Source organism: Dongshaea marina (assembly GCF_003072645.1).
Lineage (GTDB): Bacteria > Pseudomonadota > Gammaproteobacteria > Enterobacterales > Aeromonadaceae > Dongshaea > Dongshaea marina.
In genome coordinates, this window is sequence record NZ_CP028897.1 from 4,623,480 (window position 1) to 4,640,749 (window position 17,270).

General features: G+C 47.1%; 14 protein-coding genes and 2 pseudogenes. 6 read left to right on the forward strand and 10 right to left on the reverse strand.

Annotation, left to right across the window (positions count from 1 at the left end; all coding sequences use genetic code 11):
• The first annotated feature begins 266 nt into the window (after nt 1-266).
• From DB847_RS21660 to DB847_RS26775, 3 genes and pseudogenes are all read left to right on the forward strand, one after another.
• Nucleotides 267-1,295, forward strand: a complete 1,029-nt coding sequence (locus tag DB847_RS21660; RefSeq protein WP_108652529.1) for a methionine ABC transporter ATP-binding protein — start codon at nt 267-269, stop codon at nt 1,293-1,295.
• Nucleotides 1,288-1,911 (forward strand): annotated as a pseudogene (locus tag DB847_RS26770) (methionine ABC transporter permease); the annotation flags it as partial. The gene DB847_RS21660 and the pseudogene DB847_RS26770, both read left to right, overlap by 8 nt.
• Before the next feature lie 150 nt (nt 1,912-2,061).
• Nucleotides 2,062-2,754, forward strand: a pseudogene (locus DB847_RS26775) (MetQ/NlpA family ABC transporter substrate-binding protein); the annotation flags it as partial.
• Between the two features lie 45 nt (nt 2,755-2,799).
• Here DB847_RS26775 and DB847_RS21670 read toward each other — a convergent pair.
• Entirely contained in the window at nt 2,800-4,212 is a 1,413-nt protein-coding gene (locus DB847_RS21670; protein WP_108652531.1) for an MFS transporter, read from the reverse strand.
• 575 nt (nt 4,213-4,787) lie between these two features.
• Between DB847_RS21670 and DB847_RS21675 the strand changes: the two genes are divergently transcribed.
• Both DB847_RS21675 and DB847_RS21680 read left to right on the forward strand, forming a co-directional pair.
• Nucleotides 4,788-5,498, forward strand: a complete 711-nt coding sequence (locus DB847_RS21675; RefSeq protein ID WP_108652532.1) for an AzlC family ABC transporter permease — start codon at nt 4,788-4,790, stop codon at nt 5,496-5,498.
• Nucleotides 5,495-5,818, forward strand: a complete 324-nt coding sequence (locus DB847_RS21680; protein WP_108652533.1) for an AzlD domain-containing protein — start codon at nt 5,495-5,497, stop codon at nt 5,816-5,818. Before DB847_RS21675 ends, DB847_RS21680 begins: the two co-directional genes overlap by 4 nt.
• Here DB847_RS21680 and DB847_RS21685 read toward each other — a convergent pair.
• Nucleotides 5,815-7,920: a diguanylate cyclase gene (locus DB847_RS21685; RefSeq protein WP_108652534.1), complete on the reverse strand. Its 2,106-nt coding sequence runs from the start codon at nt 7,918-7,920 to the stop codon at nt 5,815-5,817. The genes DB847_RS21680 and DB847_RS21685 overlap by 4 nt on opposite strands.
• Nucleotides 7,921-8,388: 468 nt before the next feature.
• On the opposite strand from DB847_RS21685, the gene DB847_RS24575 reads away from it, so the two are divergent.
• Nucleotides 8,389-8,556, forward strand: coding sequence for a hypothetical protein (locus DB847_RS24575; RefSeq protein WP_159084785.1), 168 nt, complete (start codon nt 8,389-8,391; stop codon nt 8,554-8,556).
• Nucleotides 8,557-8,973: 417 nt separating this feature from the next.
• Here DB847_RS24575 and DB847_RS21690 read toward each other — a convergent pair whose 3' ends face one another.
• From DB847_RS21690 to DB847_RS21725, 8 genes are all read right to left on the reverse strand, one after another.
• On the reverse strand, nt 8,974-9,378 hold the full coding sequence (locus tag DB847_RS21690) for a hypothetical protein (RefSeq protein ID WP_108652535.1): 405 nt from the start codon (nt 9,376-9,378) through the stop codon (nt 8,974-8,976).
• Between the two features lie 202 nt (nt 9,379-9,580).
• On the reverse strand, nt 9,581-9,931 hold the full coding sequence (locus tag DB847_RS21695; protein ID WP_108652536.1) for a hypothetical protein: 351 nt from the start codon (nt 9,929-9,931) through the stop codon (nt 9,581-9,583).
• A gap of 145 nt (nt 9,932-10,076) precedes the next feature.
• The gene (acs, locus tag DB847_RS21700) at nt 10,077-12,035 is read right to left on the reverse strand and encodes an acetate--CoA ligase (protein ID WP_108652537.1); all 1,959 of its coding nucleotides are present in this window, start codon (nt 12,033-12,035) and stop codon (nt 10,077-10,079) included.
• A gap of 69 nt (nt 12,036-12,104) precedes the next feature.
• Nucleotides 12,105-12,881, reverse strand: coding sequence for an acetoacetate decarboxylase (locus tag DB847_RS21705; protein WP_199911656.1), 777 nt, complete (start codon nt 12,879-12,881; stop codon nt 12,105-12,107).
• A gap of 136 nt (nt 12,882-13,017) precedes the next feature.
• A complete protein-coding gene (locus tag DB847_RS21710) occupies nt 13,018-13,230 on the reverse strand; it encodes a hypothetical protein (protein ID WP_108652538.1) in 213 nt (70 codons plus the stop codon).
• Between the two features lie 76 nt (nt 13,231-13,306).
• A complete protein-coding gene (gene buk, locus DB847_RS21715) occupies nt 13,307-14,377 on the reverse strand; it encodes a butyrate kinase (protein WP_108652539.1) in 1,071 nt (356 codons plus the stop codon).
• A gap of 9 nt (nt 14,378-14,386) precedes the next feature.
• The gene (locus DB847_RS21720; protein ID WP_108652540.1) at nt 14,387-15,286 is read right to left on the reverse strand and encodes a phosphate acyltransferase; all 900 of its coding nucleotides are present in this window, start codon (nt 15,284-15,286) and stop codon (nt 14,387-14,389) included.
• A 57-nt stretch (nt 15,287-15,343) separates the two neighbouring features.
• On the reverse strand, nt 15,344-16,489 hold the full coding sequence (locus DB847_RS21725; protein WP_108652541.1) for an acetyl-CoA C-acetyltransferase: 1,146 nt from the start codon (nt 16,487-16,489) through the stop codon (nt 15,344-15,346).
• Between the last annotated feature and the right edge of the window lie 781 nt (nt 16,490-17,270).

Genomic DNA, 17,270 nt, shown 5'->3' on the forward strand with positions numbered 1-17,270 from the left:
GGCAATTCCTGCTCTTTGCCGAACCTGACAAACATTGACTCTGCTCACAGATTTGGGTTCAATGAACTCAGTCAAGCTGTTGAGAAGATCATGAAACAACCCACCTTCAGACAACGAATGCTCATGCTCAACCTGGGTACTGCCCTAGCGGTTGAGCTTAAATGTGGATGAGTAAGCGTTACATCTCCTGACTTAAGTTCAATGCCGGTACCCAGGCACATTGGCGATTTCGCAGCCCTGGTAACGCGAGCCCTGGAAATGACGGCATGATTGAACTTAAAAATATTCATAAAAGCTACCAGCAAGGTAATCAGAGTGTCGAAGCCCTGCGCGGGATCGATATCCATATTCAGCCCGGAGAGATCTTCGGCATCATAGGTCGCAGTGGTGCGGGTAAATCAACCCTGGTTCGCTGTATCAACCTTTTGGAAACACCCACCTCTGGTGATGTGATCCTGGATGGGGTCGCACTCAACCAGCTGAATGCGAAGCAGCTTCGACTGGAGCGCCAGCAAATCGGTAAAGTGTTCCAGCACTTTAACCTGCTGCAGTCTCGCACAGTGTCAGGCAATGTGGCCTTCCCATTGGAGCTTATCAAGCAGCCCAAAGAGCAGATCAACAACCGGGTCAACGAACTACTGGAGTTGGTCGGCCTTCAGGACAAGGCCAATGCCTACCCCTCGGAGCTCAGTGGCGGGCAGAAGCAGCGGGTCGCCATTGCCAGGGCGTTAGCAGCCGAGCCTAAGGTCCTGTTGTGCGATGAGGCCACCTCAGCCCTTGATCCCGAGACCACGCAGCAGATCCTGAGCCTTCTCAAGGAGATCAACCAGCGCCTCGGAGTGACCATTATCCTGGTGACCCACGAGATGGATGTGATCAAATCTATCTGCCACCGGGTTGCAGTGCTTGAAGCGGGCAAGGTTGCCGAGCTCACCTCGGTCCTTAAGCTGTTTTCCGATCCGCAGCACCCCACCAGCAAGGCGCTGATCCAGGCAAACCTGCATATCGAACTACCCTCTACTCTCAAACTCCAGCCCGAGTGGAGTGAGCAAAACCCGGATCCTGTGGTCCAGCTGCTGTTTGTCGGTGATGCCTCAGAGGCACCTGTGATCAGCGATCTCCAGCAGCACTATGGGGTCAAAACCAGCATCTTGCAGGCGGACCTGGATACGGTTCAGGACAGCCTGTTCGGCATCACCATTCTCAGGCTGATCGGTCAGCCCTCTCAGATAGAAGAAGCGCTCGCTTACTGCCAGCAACAGCAGGTTAAAACGGAGGTACTGGGATATGTTTAATGCGACTTGGCAGCAATTTGCTTTAGCGAGCTGGCAAACCATCTACATGGTTTTTATCTCAGGGTTCATCAGTATTGCCTTTGGTACCCTGGTTGGGCTTCTCTTGTATCTCACCGCACCGGGTAGCCTGCGCCCGCATCCTAAGCTATACCGGGTGCTGGGGATCATCGTCAATATCGGGCGCTCCTTTCCCTATATCATTCTGATGATCGCAGTGTTGCCACTAACCCGGCTGTTGATTGGCACCACCATAGGCACCAATGCAGCGATCGTCCCTCTGGTGTTGGCTGCAATCCCCTTCTATGCCCGGGTTGCTGAGTCCGCATTTTCCGAAATTCCAAAGGGAGTGGTTGAAGCGGCTATCTCGCTCGGGGCAACCACCCGCCAGATTGCGCTTTCAGTGCTGATCCCGGAAGGGTTACCCAGCCTTATCAAGGGTGCAACCCTGACCCTGATAGCCCTCATCGGCTACTCAGCAATGGCCGGTGCCATCGGTGGCGGAGGTCTTGGGGAGCTTGCGATCAACTACGGATACCAGCAGTTTGATATCCCGGTGATGATAGTGACTGTGGTGCTGCTGATCGTATTGGTGCAACTGGTGCAGTGGTATGGCGATCACACAGCAAAGAGCCGTAGCTACAAGAGCCTGAGCGCGGTCAGCATAGTGCTGTGGGCGGCCTGTATCTTCAGCCAGGTTGGAGCCTCAATGATGACCCCCACCAGCAACCGGGTGACCATTGGAGTTATGAGTGGCGCCATGCAGCAGGTGATGGCGGTAGCGCAGAAGGAGGCCAAGGATAAGTATGGCCTTAACCTTGAGGTGGTTCCCTTCAGTGACTATAACATCCCTAACATCGCCCTGGAGTCTGGCCAGCTGGATGCGAACATGTTCCAGCATATGCCCTTCCTGGAGGCACAGATCAAGGCCCATGGCTACAAGATTGAACCGATTGCCAAGACCTTTGTGTTCCCCATGGGAGTGTTCTCCCACAAGATCGACAGCCTGGCTCAGTTAAAAGATGGATCGAAGATCGCCATTCCAAACGACCCAAGCAATGAGGGGCGCGCCCTGATGCTGTTTGCCGATAAGGGGCTGATTAAGCTTAAGCCGGGAACCGGCATCAAGGGAACCATCAACAGCATAGTAGCGAACCCAAGACACCTGAAGTTCATCTTGCTGGATGCAGCCCAGATCCCTCGCTCACTCAACGATGTGAGTCTGGCAGCGATCAACAATGACTTCCTCAAACCTGCGGGATTAAAACTCTCCCACTCGGTGTTTCATGAGGGGCCGGATAACCCTTACGCGAATCTAATCGTCGCACGTAAAGGTGATCATAATCCTCTGCTCAAGAAGCTGGTTGCCGTGTTGCACTCCAAACCCGTAGCGCAGAAGATGCAGGAGATCTACCCGGATGGGGCGGCTATTCCTGCCTGGAAGGGAGCTTCTCAGGAGTAGCTCTCAACCGGCAAGAGCGCTGAGCTCTTGCCGGTTTCTTTTCTATCATGCAGAGGCTGGGATCAGTTGCTCCTTTGCTCTGTCCAGACGTTTGATGACCACGCTGTAGATCATCAAGGAGATGGCTGAGGTCAGCGCGATTGCCGCAAATACATACCAGATGTAATGAGCATGAGTCGCCGAAGCGGCCCAGGCCTCATGAGATGCAAACTTGCGTGGATCGGGGCAGTAGGCATCGAGCAGATAGCCCGACAAACCGAATCCAAGAATAGAGCTGATAAAGGAGTGTAGATGGGAGAAGCCCAGATACATTCCCTCCTCTCCTTTGGGGGCCTGCAGGGAGAAATACTCAAGGAACCTGGGCGAGATAAAGGACTCCGCCAATCCCTGGAATACGATTCCCGCAATCATCATAAAGGTGATCGGGTGCACCTGGATGAAACCCAGATCGATATAGCCGCTAAAGAAATTCCCCGAAGCCATAGTCAAAGCAGAGATCGGCATAATCAGCATGCCTATCATCATTGAAAAAAGAGCGGTGCGCTTTTTCATCATCGCCGTCACAAGTCCGACACTAAGCACCACCACCAGCGGGTTCACATTGGCATACCAGGAGGGAGAAGCCCCCTCACCAGCCATCCGTAATACATACTTTGGCATGGTCGCATAAAGCTGCTGCTGAACCATCCAGAAACCTGTGATGATAAGGGTCAGAATCAGCAGCCGTGCGTTCCCCAAAACCTTGGCCAGTGCAGAAAACACCTGAGACAAAGAGCGATTCTGAGACAGATCTTCTGAATGCCGGAAGAACAGAAACACACTGACCAGGGCGATCAGGGTCATAGCGGCGGCATAGTAGTTGAGGTTAATAAGCCCCAGATCTCCCATCGACTCCCTGAGGGGTTTTACTATGGTCTTGCCGGAAAAAGCACCGATGTTAACCATCATATAAAAGATCGAAAAACCCTTGGCCCGGTTCATTGCTGTGGTGGATTTTGCCACAGTGCCGGTGATCACCGCCTTGATGAAGGAGCCACCGATCATGATGACCACCATTATGGGGACTATGGTCCAGCGGATATCTGCGTCCACAAGCCCATGGAAAGTCACCTCCCGACCATACTCAACCAGGCCTTGCTGCTCAAGTAACATAGGAAATATTGCCAGTCCGGCATAGCCCAGGGTCAACAAGCCAAACGCCAGCATCAGGGCCTGTTTAAAGCCGATCTTATCCGCCAAAGCCCCGGTAAAGGTTGGCAAAAAATATAATCCAGCGGAAAAGGCCCCTGAAATCCAGGCCGACTCTACATCGCTGAAACCAAGAATTCGTGACAGATACAGGGTGATCACGATAAACACCCCATAATATGCGGCACGCTCGAGTAGCTCGACACCATTGGCTACCCAGAAGTTTTTAGGGAACCCTCTGAGTAAGGAAAGTGTTAGCTTTTGCTTCATATTATTGATTCTCCATTGGCACTATCCCGGCAACTCCAGGTAACTCTGTGACCTTCAGTCTCTCCCTTACCGGGAGACACCAAGCTGCCTTGTTGAGCTGTTTAAGCCCACCAGTGTTAAAAATCGACCGCACATCCTACCCTATTTTCTCTCTGAGACCTCTTGGTTTTTCTTCCAAAAACCGAAATAAAATCACAAAATCTATAAAAAACCCGCCCATGCAGCATAAAACTCGCTCAACACATCACCCACCTGAGGCGGAGCAAACGAAACCGACACAGCAAGAATGGGCCATAAACACTCAACCACAGAGGATCGCCACTGTTTGTCCCTCTGTGTTGGAAGAGAGTTCACCCGAGAGCCATTGCAAGAGGGATAATCACCAAAGGTGGTCGGAGATAAACAGCAGGGGAACTCATGGGTGAATGCCAAAGTCTGTCTCACCTAAATTTGTCGCACTCTGTCTTGTCGGCTCACTTAGCCAAAGCAAGTGATTGCAAACCTACAACCACAAGTTATATTCTTGGGACTGCTTTCAACTCACCTTCTCATTCATAAGATCTCAAAATTCAGCCATGCACCGTTCACCTTTTTGTGCCGGCATGCTCGCTGTGATGCCCTTGATCCCCGGGATGCTACCTTTTGGGATGATCACCGGGATGGCAGCAGTGCATGCGGGAATGCCCCCGATAACCGCTCAGCTCTCTTCATTGATCCTGATGGCCGGTGCCTCACAGATCGCGGTCTCCTCTCTTATCAGCAGCCACACCCTGCCGCTGATGGTGATTCTCACCATCTGGATCATTAACCTCAGGTTTATGATGTATAGTGCGGCCCTTTCGGCCCACCAACTTAAATTGAATGGACCGATGCGCCTGTTGTGTGCCTATCTGCTGACGGATCAGTCTTACGCTGTGTCTCATCTTCACTTTGAGCAACACCCTCTATCGGCAAAGGAGAAAACCCTGTTTTTTCTGGGAACCGGCTTTCCGCTCTGGTTGTTCTGGCAACTTTCAACCGGGGTTGGGATCTTTTTTGGGCAGGCGGTCCCACAGAGCTGGGGGCTGGATTTAGCGGTTCCCCTGTGTTTTCTCTCATTGCTGATCCCTGCGTTGAGAAATCGCCCGAGTGTTCTGGCTGCCGTGGTCGGGGGGACTTTATCTGTGCTCCTTCATCAGATGCCCTATAACCTGGGGCTTTTAATCGCGGCCGTCTGTGGGATCTTTAGTGGCTTTTTCGCCGAGCGTTACCTTGGGCAAGGCTCAGGACAGGAGGTGGTCTCATGAGCCAGTCACAGATCTGGATCATCCTATTGGCGGGCAGTCTTGGCACCTTTGCCTTTCGCTACTCCTTTTTATGGCTGGCCGATCGCTATCAGATGCCGCAAACCCTGCGTAGCCTTCTTAAATATGTGCCCGCCGCCGTGCTGGCAGCCTTGGTCACTCCTGCAGTGATGACTCCCGCCATCAACAGCAGTAACTGGCACGACCCACGCCTCATCGCCGGGATAGTGGCTTTGGCGATCGCCTGGCGCACCCGCAATACTCTGCTGACACTGATCGGTGGAATGCTGATGATGTGGCTCTGTTTGTGGCTGGGATTCTAACTCTCTTCTTCCTCATCCTTAGTAAACAGCTGCACCCCCTGGCGTCCGCCCTTTTTCACCAGGTACATGGCCGCATCTGCGCATTCGATCAGCTGCTCAACCTTATCGGCATCCTGGGGATATATCGAGATCCCGATACTGGCACTGAGGCTCAGGGCTTTCTCTTCATAGATGATCGGCCGCTCTATTTCACTGACAAGCTGCTTGGCGATGAGCTCTGCCTCCGAGGCACTACTCTTACAGATAAAGACCATGAACTCATCGCCTCCGATCCGCCCGGCACAGTCATCACGACGTAGCCTGGACTTGAGTCGCTGAGCAACCACCTGCAAAACGAAGTCTCCTGCGGCATGCCCCTCGTTGTCATTGATCGCCTTGAAAAAGTCCAGATCGATAAACATCAGAGCCAGGGGTTGCTCCATCTCTTCGGCCACCTGGAGCTGGCTGGAGAGAAGCTCCATGAAGTAACTGCGGTTGGGAAGCTTAGTCAGTTCATCGGTGCTCGCCTGAAGCTTAAGCTTTTGGTGGGTTTCCAGTTTTAACAGGGTCATCATGATCTGGGATGCAAAATCGGTCACCGCCAGTACAAAACTCTGCTCATCGGAATACCAGCGATCCGTTACCCTCTCCTTCTCAACCACGATAAATCCAAGAAGCTCTCCCTTGTGGTGAATCGGTGAGATGATCACCGACCCATACAAGGTTTCCAATCCAAGGTTGCGGACCATTCCCTGGAGTCTTGGATCCATTAAAGGCTCAAGAATAATCAGCGAACTCTGATGAAAATCGGACATCCGACGCTGGTAACGCTCCTTGACCAGGCGATAAGGTATAGATAGGCCGCTGCGATGCTCATCCTCAGGGGCAAAGTAGAGATCCTTACAATGCATCAGCTCTTTATCCTTGGAGCAAAACCAGATACTACTTCTCGCGGCTCCCGAAGCCCTGCACAAAGCCTCATTGAAGCGGCGGGTGGTATTGACTAAAGAGCCTTTTGAAATCCAGTCTCCGGTGGTTAGACTCACTAGCTCTTCATTTTGAATGCGCTGACGCTGCTCCACTGCATCCTTCTCGCGACGCATGATTTCAAGTCCATCCAGCATGTGATTGCAGGAGCGCGCCACATCAGCAATCTCATCATGGCCCTCGACCTTGACCCTCTGTTGAGAATGCTCCTCATCGCCAACCAACTTGAGGTTACGGGAGAGGCGGAGTAAGCGTGAGGAAACATACCCATGCAGAGTCACCAGAACAACCAGAGCATAGATCAATCCACCAATGCTCAGGTAGAAGAAGAATGAATACACCATCTTACGACCCAGCAGGTAAAACTCTCTTGGCTGATAGATATCAATGACCAGCCCGGGCTGTTTATCATAGGTGCGCAGCAGGGTCATACCATGAATATACTCCTGCTTGATGAATACCTGGTTCTCTCCCCTGCGTAACCGCGCCAACAGAGGTTCCCGCCCGATAAAATCTTCCGGATTAAAACGCGAGATGGAGGCGGTCGCAGCTGCAGACTGCTGCAACTCGCTCTTGAACTGGGCATCCACCCGTTTGAGCATCATCAGGGAGCCCATGGCTCGCCCCTTGCCACTACTGGGAAGGATCGGCTTTCTTGAAAAAAGATAGATCTCATCATCGAGTCGCCACAGACCTGCCTGTGGATGATAAACCAGCTGCTCACTCATATAGCGCGCCAGCTCCTGGGACATTTTAAATGACAAAGGTGCAAGAACTCCCTTCTCAAGAGCAACCCCAGTATAGAGCTGTCCATCGAGATCCAGATAGGCGATGATGTCTATATTCAGGTTAGCCAGAGTCGATGCCGTGAGATTACTGGATTCATAGAGGGGATCGCGATGCTGCATATAGGCATAGCTATCATCCCACTCAGACCAATCCTGAGTGAAAATATTCATCTCTTTGAGGCGACCGAAATATGCCTGATGCAGACGAACCAGGTTTCGCTCGACGCTGCTTCGCTCCAATTGCTGAAACTCATTGAGGATCAGAAATCGGGCCCCCAAATAGACGCCTCCAAGTACCAGGATCAACACCGCAAGGATCACAAAAGTAATACTCTGGCTAATCTTCATCGTTGCTAAGACTCAATTGTCGATTAATAAAAGTTTAAGCAGCTCTTGGTATTCTGCCCAGCCGATCTAGCCGAATCTCTAAAGATCAAGGAGTTAAAAGATCAGTACAAGGCTCTGTTGACGTTTCCAATTTTGAACCTATTGCCGCTGAAAATGTTCTATTCGCGGCGCGAGTCATGAGATTTAGTTGCTCTAAATGAGTGATGAGCAACAATAAACAGAGCTTTCTCAGGCAGAGCCCGAAGTGCAGTGGCTATTTTTCCTCCCTGCCGAGTTATCAGATGCTCATGTAGAGCAACTACACCAGACATCTTCAGCTTTGCTGGATGAAAAAATTGCCAACTGCAGAACCAAATCTGAAACGTCAACAGAGCCTAAGCCAGCCACGACGAAATGGATGGTTTCATCTACATTTAGGGAGAGAGGGCGACACATTCAGGTGTGCAGGAATAAAGTGAGGGATTAAAGATGGATAAAATCGCCTATGAAGAAGGGATCCGCGTCTGTTATGAGGGCGGAGATCGGGATGAGATCTATAAGCTATATCACAACCCGACTGATGAGGAGATCAGAGCATTTCACCACGGCTTTGATGATGAGAACGCTGCAGAAGAGGAAGGCAACAGCCTCTATTAACTATCACCCTCCCCTAGAAAAGAAAGAGCTCTGACTCGGAGCTCTTCTTATCTTAGGCTCTGTTGGCATTTCCAATTTTGAACCTGTTGCCCCTGAAGATATTCTGTTCGCGGCGCGGATCATGAGGTTTAGTTGTTCTAAATGAGTGATGAGCAATAATGAACAGGGCTTTTCCGAAGGGCAGTGGCAATTTTTTCCTCCCAGTAGCGTTATCAGATGCTCATGTAGAGCGGCTACACCACACATCTTCTGCCTTGCGGGATGAAAAAATTGCCAACTGCAGAGCCAAATCTGAAACTTCAACAGAGTCTGATACTTGTGAAAGTAATCGCATACATTACAGGTCATGCCTTGATTCTGCATTAGTAATTGAACGGTAGATCTACTATGCTTAATAAACAGGTTGAATATATGACCCTATTCCACAATACAGTGAGAGAATACAAAGCTGAATCCATCACCCGAAGTATCTATTAGCCTATTAGTATATTCATCCAGAACATATTTTCTTTCAACTCCCAAGTTTGGGTGTTTTATAGTGACGAACTTACTACCAGGTTGAAAATCAACATCAACATTCATTGATTCCTCATATAATCCGCCATCAATTCTCTGATATGTGTATGTGGATATAGGATTTGGTTCAGGTTTAAAATTCAGAATATATTGATGCTGCTCTTTATTCTTAAGATCCACTCGAGCCCATACACTTTTCCATGAGTGCCCACAAGTAAATAGATCACCATATGAATCTGCCAATACACTTGTTGACACGAAAAATAATGCTAAAACATAGTTTACCAGATATATCTTCAACTTCATTTCACTACTCCTAATATCTGAAATTCAATAATCCCCATAATCCATTTTCACTCATAAAATAAGAACCCCATAGGATGTGACATATACATATCAAACCCTAAAATCAACTCAGCATTTAAACACCCCCGTTATTTTTACTGTAAATTCCATTTAACTTAAAACATTCGAAATAAATTAGTAAAATCTGGACGCCTTCTATAAGTCAGTTTCCAAAAATAACTTCATCTGAAGCGATGGTAACATTTGAGCTCGAGTGATAGACCTTCATTACCTCCGATCTTATTACTAACTTATCAGTTACTAATCTTGCATTCCCTCTCATTATAATTTGATCATTATGGTAACTAAGTATATCAGCTTCCAATCTAATAGGATCACTATCATCCATATTAATAACAACATCCCCTGTATATTTAAGGTTACCATCACCTAAATCTTTCACTTTATATGCATCAATTGAAAGAACCTTAGCATAAGCCGAGGTGCAATACATAAAAAGCAGGATTACTAGCAACTCTTTTATTTTATTGGCAAACCTCCAATAATTATTCATGCGATTCTCCTCAGTTATAAAAACCCGGAAAAGCAAACATATACAAAAATGTCTTGTTATGTGTTGGTATAACCTTCAATCTCGATGCTAAATCTAAAAAATAAAATCTAATGCGACGAGATAATATCAACCCCTTCCTTAACACTTAATTCATCACATCTAATAACTGTTCACTATTATTAAAGATCGATGCAATCTCTTTTATTGCATCAGGATTGTTTAATGTTGAAAGATCTCCCACCCCGTCCAAATTGCAGGTTGCTATATGACGTAATAGTCTACGCATAATCTTTCCGGATCTTGTTTTTGGTAGTTCCGGCACGATAATAATGTTATCCGGTTTAGCAAACGGTCCAATTATATTGCAAACATAACCTTTCAACTCAGACGTTATATCGCCCCTATCAGAATCACTCTCCTTTAGAATGACAAATGCATAAATACCTTGCCCCTTTATAGGATCAGGAACACCAATGACTGATGATTCAACACAAGCAGGATGCTGCGTCAATGCATTCTCAATCTCACCACTACCTATTCTATGACCAGATACATTTAGCACATCATCAATGCGCCCGGTAACCCAATAATAACCATCTTTATCTCTATATACTCCATCTCCTGTATAGAACAAACCCGGATGAGTTTTACAGTACAGTTCAATGAACCTTCGATGATCGCCATAAATACTACGTGCTATCCCGGGCCAGCTTTGGCGAATGACAAGCTCACCGTGAACATCATTCCCCAACAGAGCCTTACCATCTTCATCTAAAATAATCGGCTCAATACCAAAAAAAGGATGATGTACAGATCCAGGTTTGTTTTCGGATACGCCTGGAAGCGGGCTCATCATGATACCTCCACACTCAGTTTGCCACCAGGTATCAACAACTGCGCAACGTCCCTCTCCTACAATTTCGTGATACCATTTCCAGGTCTCCTGATCGATTGGCTCCCCTACACTTCCTAATACACGTAGAGATGAGCGATCATAGCTATTGACCCAGAGATCACCATGCTTGTTCAGATTACGCAATGCCGTAGGAGAGGTATAAAAGATATTTACTTTATGCCGTTCAACCATATCCCAGTAACGCCCTGGATCGGGATAAGTCGGCAGGCTTTCAAACATTAAGGTGCTTGCTCCATTGGCTAGGGGTCCATAAACTACATAGCTATGTCCAGTGATCCAACCAAGATCTGCAACACAGGCATATACATCGCCAGGATGATAGTCAAATATATACTGATGAGTAACCGCAGCATATAATAAATATCCAGCTGTAGTGTGCATAATCCCTTTTGGGATCCCTGTGCTTCCTGACGTATAGAGAATGAAGAGAGGATCCTCACTATCCATTTCTTCACAAGGACAATAGGGTCTTTCCGTATCCATTAACTTATCGAGGCTGTAATCTCGACCGGAGAGCATCTTTACCTCAGAAGACGTTCGATGAGCGACTAGAACAGAATGAACCTGGGGACACTCAGAGAGTGCCTCATCAACAATTTCTTTTAAGGGAATACGTTTTACACCCCTAACCCCCTCATTTGCTGTAATAAGCAAATTAGCATTAGCACTATTAACTCTCTGTGCCAATGCTTTTGAACTAAAACCAGCAAAAATGACTGTGTGTATGGCACCAATACGAGCACAGGCTAACATTGCGATTATAGCCTCAGGAATCATAGGCATGTAGATAGCTACACTATCTCCTTTACGGATCCCTTTTCTTTTCAGGGCATTTGCTAAGCGACAAATATCCTGGTGCAGCTCATAATAGCTTATTGAGCGCACCTCATCTGGCTCATTCCCCTCCCAAATAATAGCGGTTTGATATCCCCTTTCCTCCAGATGTCTATCAACACAGTTATAGCAAGCATTTATCTTTCCATCTAAAAACCAGGAATACAATCCTCGTGATGATTTCTCTGACTTTACTTTCGAAAAAGGATTTATCCACTTAAGCTTAGAGTATGCTAAATTCTCCCAAAAATCTTCATTATTCTCGATACTGTATCGATACCTCTCTTGGTAGTAGCCCTCAGAGTTAATATATGCTCTATTTCGAACTCTTTCCGGAACTGGATACCTTTCCATGGATATCTCCCAATTTTTAAGAACAGTGAAATAAATTAGCTATCGATAATTTAAAGATGAAACTATTTCTTATCTTGAGGCTGCATAAGATTCTGAAAAACTCAAGTAGTCCAAAGCAACTTCACCATAGGGTAGAGTCAAGTCAGCAATAAAATGTGATGCAGAGATAACTCTTTTTACTGGTAGCTCATTTACGGGAGCTAATGCATGAGCATGGAACTCTAAAGCAGCGGGACCTGTATAAGCCCACTTTACCCGGATATCGGTCATCTGATAACGAACCAGTTGACAAATTGCTGGTGTGCCATCCACATGTGGGATCGATTTAACCAAGAAGTTTTGTCCCCCCAGAGCTTCCTGAACAGCGAGTTTATCAAGCTCTTCAAACTTAAAGCCCATGGTCCCCGTTGCAATTCGGGTTTTACCATAGTCTAAGGTTCCTAACAGGGTATCGCCATCGATTTCCAGCTTGGGCGATCCCAGCTTTTTAGGAAATCCCCAGATTTCCCGACCAGCGGCAATCGGTGGATGACAGTCCAAAAACATCGAATGGACATAGGTTCCAGGTTCCCCCTCGAACGTCACAGGGATCACCTGGCCCGACTCATTAAATTCTCCAAACCCACTGGAGTTTGGCATCCGCATGAATTCATATTTAACCAGTGGCTCTGGCGCTTCCAATCCCGGCGGTAAGATCCGAGCCAATGCATCAGGATCTGTTTCATAGGTAATCAAAAAATACTCACGATTCACAAATCGATTTGGGGCGACAGTATATGCTGGATTCCCCTGAATGACAGGCATATCAAAGGCCTTCTTTTTACTCTTTAAATCCATAAAGTCCATAATAAATTGATCACCGAATATTATTTATAAAGCCTCGTGAAATTTACGATGCTCCTGGATTGTTATAATCCTAGTATTTACTAGCTAGATCATAAATTGATATGAATAATTATTTACTACTGGCGAAGTGGTATTTTCACCCCCATGGATATCCGTTATTCTTGATATCCTTGTGACACTCCATCATAGAGAGAGCCTCCTCTTCACTCATAGCCTTCACTTGATAAGGTGAAATGATAAAGTCCTGTCGCAATAAACTGACAAGTACAATCCCTGCATCATCATCATCTAAAGACTGGGCTAGAGTCACGCTATCCTTAATCATAAAAACATATCTACTCTCACTCATGATCTGCCATCCACTTTCAAAAGATCACAAAAGGAGGCATTCAATAATTCCGATACCTCCCGGTAAAACTGTTAGCTTAATAATCCAGAATGGGTCTTAATCCACGCAGCGCGTCATAAGTCCCCTGACACAGCGCCTGCATCTCATCCTCTCCCGGATAAATCACAACCTCGGAAGTAATAAATTGTACGCGACTTGAGATCCAATCCGTGAGGAGCCCGGAGTGGGCGATGCTTCCGGTCAGCAAGATCGCATCTACCTTGCCAGATAGGGCTACGGCACAGGCACCGATCTCCTTAGCGACCTGGTAGGCCATTGCTTCAAAGATCTGGTTCGCCTTGGCATCTCCTCCCAACGCCCGACGCTCAACTTCACGCATGTCCTTGGTTCCGAGATAGCTGTAGACCCCCCCCTCACCAATCAGCTTCTTGTAGATCTCCAGATAGCTGTACTTGCCCGAAAAGCACATGTCGATCAAAGCCAAAGGAGGGACTCCACCGGCCCGTTCCGGAGAGAAGGGGCCGTCGCCTCCCAGCGCCGAGTTCACATCAACAATCCGTCCTGCCTTATGAGCACCTATGCTCACCCCGCTGCCCAGATGAGCAACGATTAGATTCAGCCCAGAGATCGGTTTGTGAAGATCTTTGGCATAGCGAGTCGCTACTGCTTTGTGATTGAGCGCATGAAAGCTACGGACCCTCGAGATATCCGCCATTCCTGAGAATTTAGCGATTTCTTCATACTCATCCACCATCACAGGGTCAACCGTATAGGCGATCTTGTCGGCAGCCACCTCTTTAGCAAGCTCGTCCGCCAAAACTCCCCCCAGGTTGGACGCATGCTCACCGTTGAGGCCCACAGACGCATCATGCAGATACGCCTCATTGATCCGATAGACACCGCTCTCAAGATTGCGCACCATGCCACCACGCCCTACGAACTGGTCGATCTCACTCAGGTCGATCCCTTTCTCTTTGAGGGAGTCGAGGATCAGCTGCTTACGATAAGCTTTTTGATCCGCAACCTTTTTAAAAGGCGCCAACTCAGCCATGGAGTGACCAATCGACTTGCAAAACAACTCCCGCTCATTTTCATAGACGGCGATTTTGGTCGACATCCCACCGGGGTTAATCGCTAATATTTTCATAACTTCCCCTTAATGACACTGAGCGACGACACAAGCCATAGAGTAGAACTTAGTTTCAATAGAGTCAGAACGTGATGGGAAGTCAATGGGTGCCATGGTGCCCATAATAAAGCTCGCCCCCCTGGCACCACCTAAGAAGGTACAGGACTTATAGAAAGCATTCGCGGCATTGATATCGGGTAGCAGAATAAGATCAGCGTCCCCACCCACCGGGGTATCCATTCCCTTATGCGCAACGGACTCTTTGCTAAAGGTCAGATCAACAGAAAGGGGTCCATCCACGACACAGCCCTGAATGCTACCGCGGCGGTTCATCTGGGTCAGGATCGCCGCATCAATGGTGGATGGTATGGCTGTCTTTACTCCTTCGGTCGCCGCCATCACGGAAACCTTGGGGTTGTCGATGCCAACGCTGTGGAAGACTTTGACACAGTTTTGGATCATCAGCGCCTTGTCGTTCACATCCGGCGCGATGTTGATCCCGGAGTCGGTAAAGGCAAAAACCTTGTGATAAGTAGGCATCTCGAGAAATGCTGCATGGGAAACTAGGCGAGCATTTTTCAATCCCTTATCCTTGTGCAGGATAGGGCGTAAGTAATCTGGTGTACTCAGCAGGCCACGTGTCAGAACATCGGCCTCACCTTCGCGCACCAGCTCAACCGCTTTTTGACAGGCCTTGAATGGCACCTTGACATCAATCAACCGGAAGCTGCGAATATCAAAGTCAATCTCCTGGCTGAATTTCTCAATCTTCTGCTCATCACCGACTAAGATCGGTGTTGCGATTCCCTCTTCAACAATCCTTTTCAGGGCCTGAAGCGTGGTTCTATCTTCAGCTGCTGCAACAGCAATTCTCTTATCAGTCTTGGCTTTAGCAATTTCAACAAATGTTTGGAGTGTTCTTAGCATCTGGTACCCTTATTAAATAACATTGGTGGCCTTAATATCTAAATGATTAAGCCAAATCTATCTGTTATTTTTTAATAATTTCTCTAAGTAAAATCCCGGAATTGATATTTTTCTACACTCTTCATCTCTTTCTACTGTAGCCGCAATCCCCATTCCCCCACCAATACATAGAGTAGCCAAACCAGTTGTTGTATCCCGGCGCATCATTTCATGCACCAGAGTCACGAAAATACGTGCACCTGATGCACCTATTGGATGGCCGAGTGCAATTGCACCGCCATTGACATTAACTTTCGAAGTGTCCCAACCCATTTCACGATTAACTGCTATCGCCTGAGCAGCAAATGCCTCATTCGACTCAATAAGGTCAAGCTCACTCGCACTCCACATTGATTTATCCAGTACCTTACGTGAAGCTTGAATCGGTCCTGTCCCCATCAAGGCAGGTTCCACTCCGGCAGTTGCAAATGCCTTAAGCTTCGCAATAGGCTGAATTCCTAGTTGTTTCGCTTTTTCTGCAGAACAGAGAATTACCATCGCAGCTCCGTCGTTAATCCCAGAGGAATTTCCCGCTGTGACAGTCCCATCATTGGCAAATGCTGGGGGCAAACTCGCAAGTCCCACGAGCGAAGTTTCTGGGCGAGGAAACTCATCCCGTTCAACAATAAGAGGATCTTTACGCTTCTGAGGCACTTCGATCGGCACAATTTCACTTACAAACTTATGACTTTTTACTGCCTTAATCACTTTAGACTGAGATTCAAAAGCAAAATCGTCTTGCTCAAAACGACTAATTTTAAATTTCCTGGCAATATTCTCAGCAGTTTGCCCCATATGATAATCATGAAAAGCATCCCAAAGACCATCTTTAATCATGCTATCTTCAAGAGACCATGAACCCATTTTAACTCCATTTCGAGAGTTATGGATCAAATGGGGAGCCATACTCATATTTTCCTGGCCACCTGCGATGATCAAATCTGAATCGCCACATAAGATAGCCTGATAGGCAAGCTGAATAGATTTTAATCCCGAACCACAGACCTTATTAAGGGTAAAGGCTGACACCTTTTCTGGAATACCAGATCCCAGGCTTGTTTGTCTGGCTGGGTTCTGACCACAGCCTGAAGTAAGCACCTGACCAATTATCACTTCATCGATATCATCCGGACATATACCATTCCTTGCTAATAAATTATTTATTACATCTGAACCAAGCTTTGTTGCAGGAACAGTGGATAGCCCCCTCTAAAGGCTCCTACTGCGGTACGACCTGCATCCAATATGACCACCTCTCTTTTTTCCATCTCTCGCCCCGACTAAATTAAGAACAGTAAAGTTCGAATTTTCTATCTCTATAATTAATTAACATCCAGTCACTTAGAAATTAGAAGTCAAATTTTTCAACTTGCTTAGCTCGATCTCCTCCCCAAACGATGGTAACAATGAGTTGTCTGAATTAAATTCATAACGATAATATTTGTCATTATTTTCAGTATCGATTAAAACCGCATACCGCTCTCTGGTGTCAGAGTAGATAACTCTTGCAAATTGGCCTTTCCTCTTGATGTTTCCCATTGTTTATATCTCCATTTATAAACCATAATGCTATTTCTACCAGCTTATTACAGAGTCCATAATGATAATATTTTATTAATACATTAGTGGCTATAGTGGCTATGCCCTCCACATCACTATAAAATGCAATTAAGCGAAACTTATTAGTACAACACTATGCTGAATACTGAGGCGCTGAGGCGCCATACGAGCACCTAACCAACATACTCAAAGTAGGGTTTATTTTGGAATGGAATAAATTTGAAAAACCATGAATTATTATTATTCATGAATTCATATAATCAACAATCACTCCTCAAAGCATGAGGGCTTGAACTGGCTGTTCATCATGTATGTTATGATATGGAATACTAGGGATTAAGTGAGAGTACCCCTATTAACGCACAGGGGTGAATAGCAGATCTCT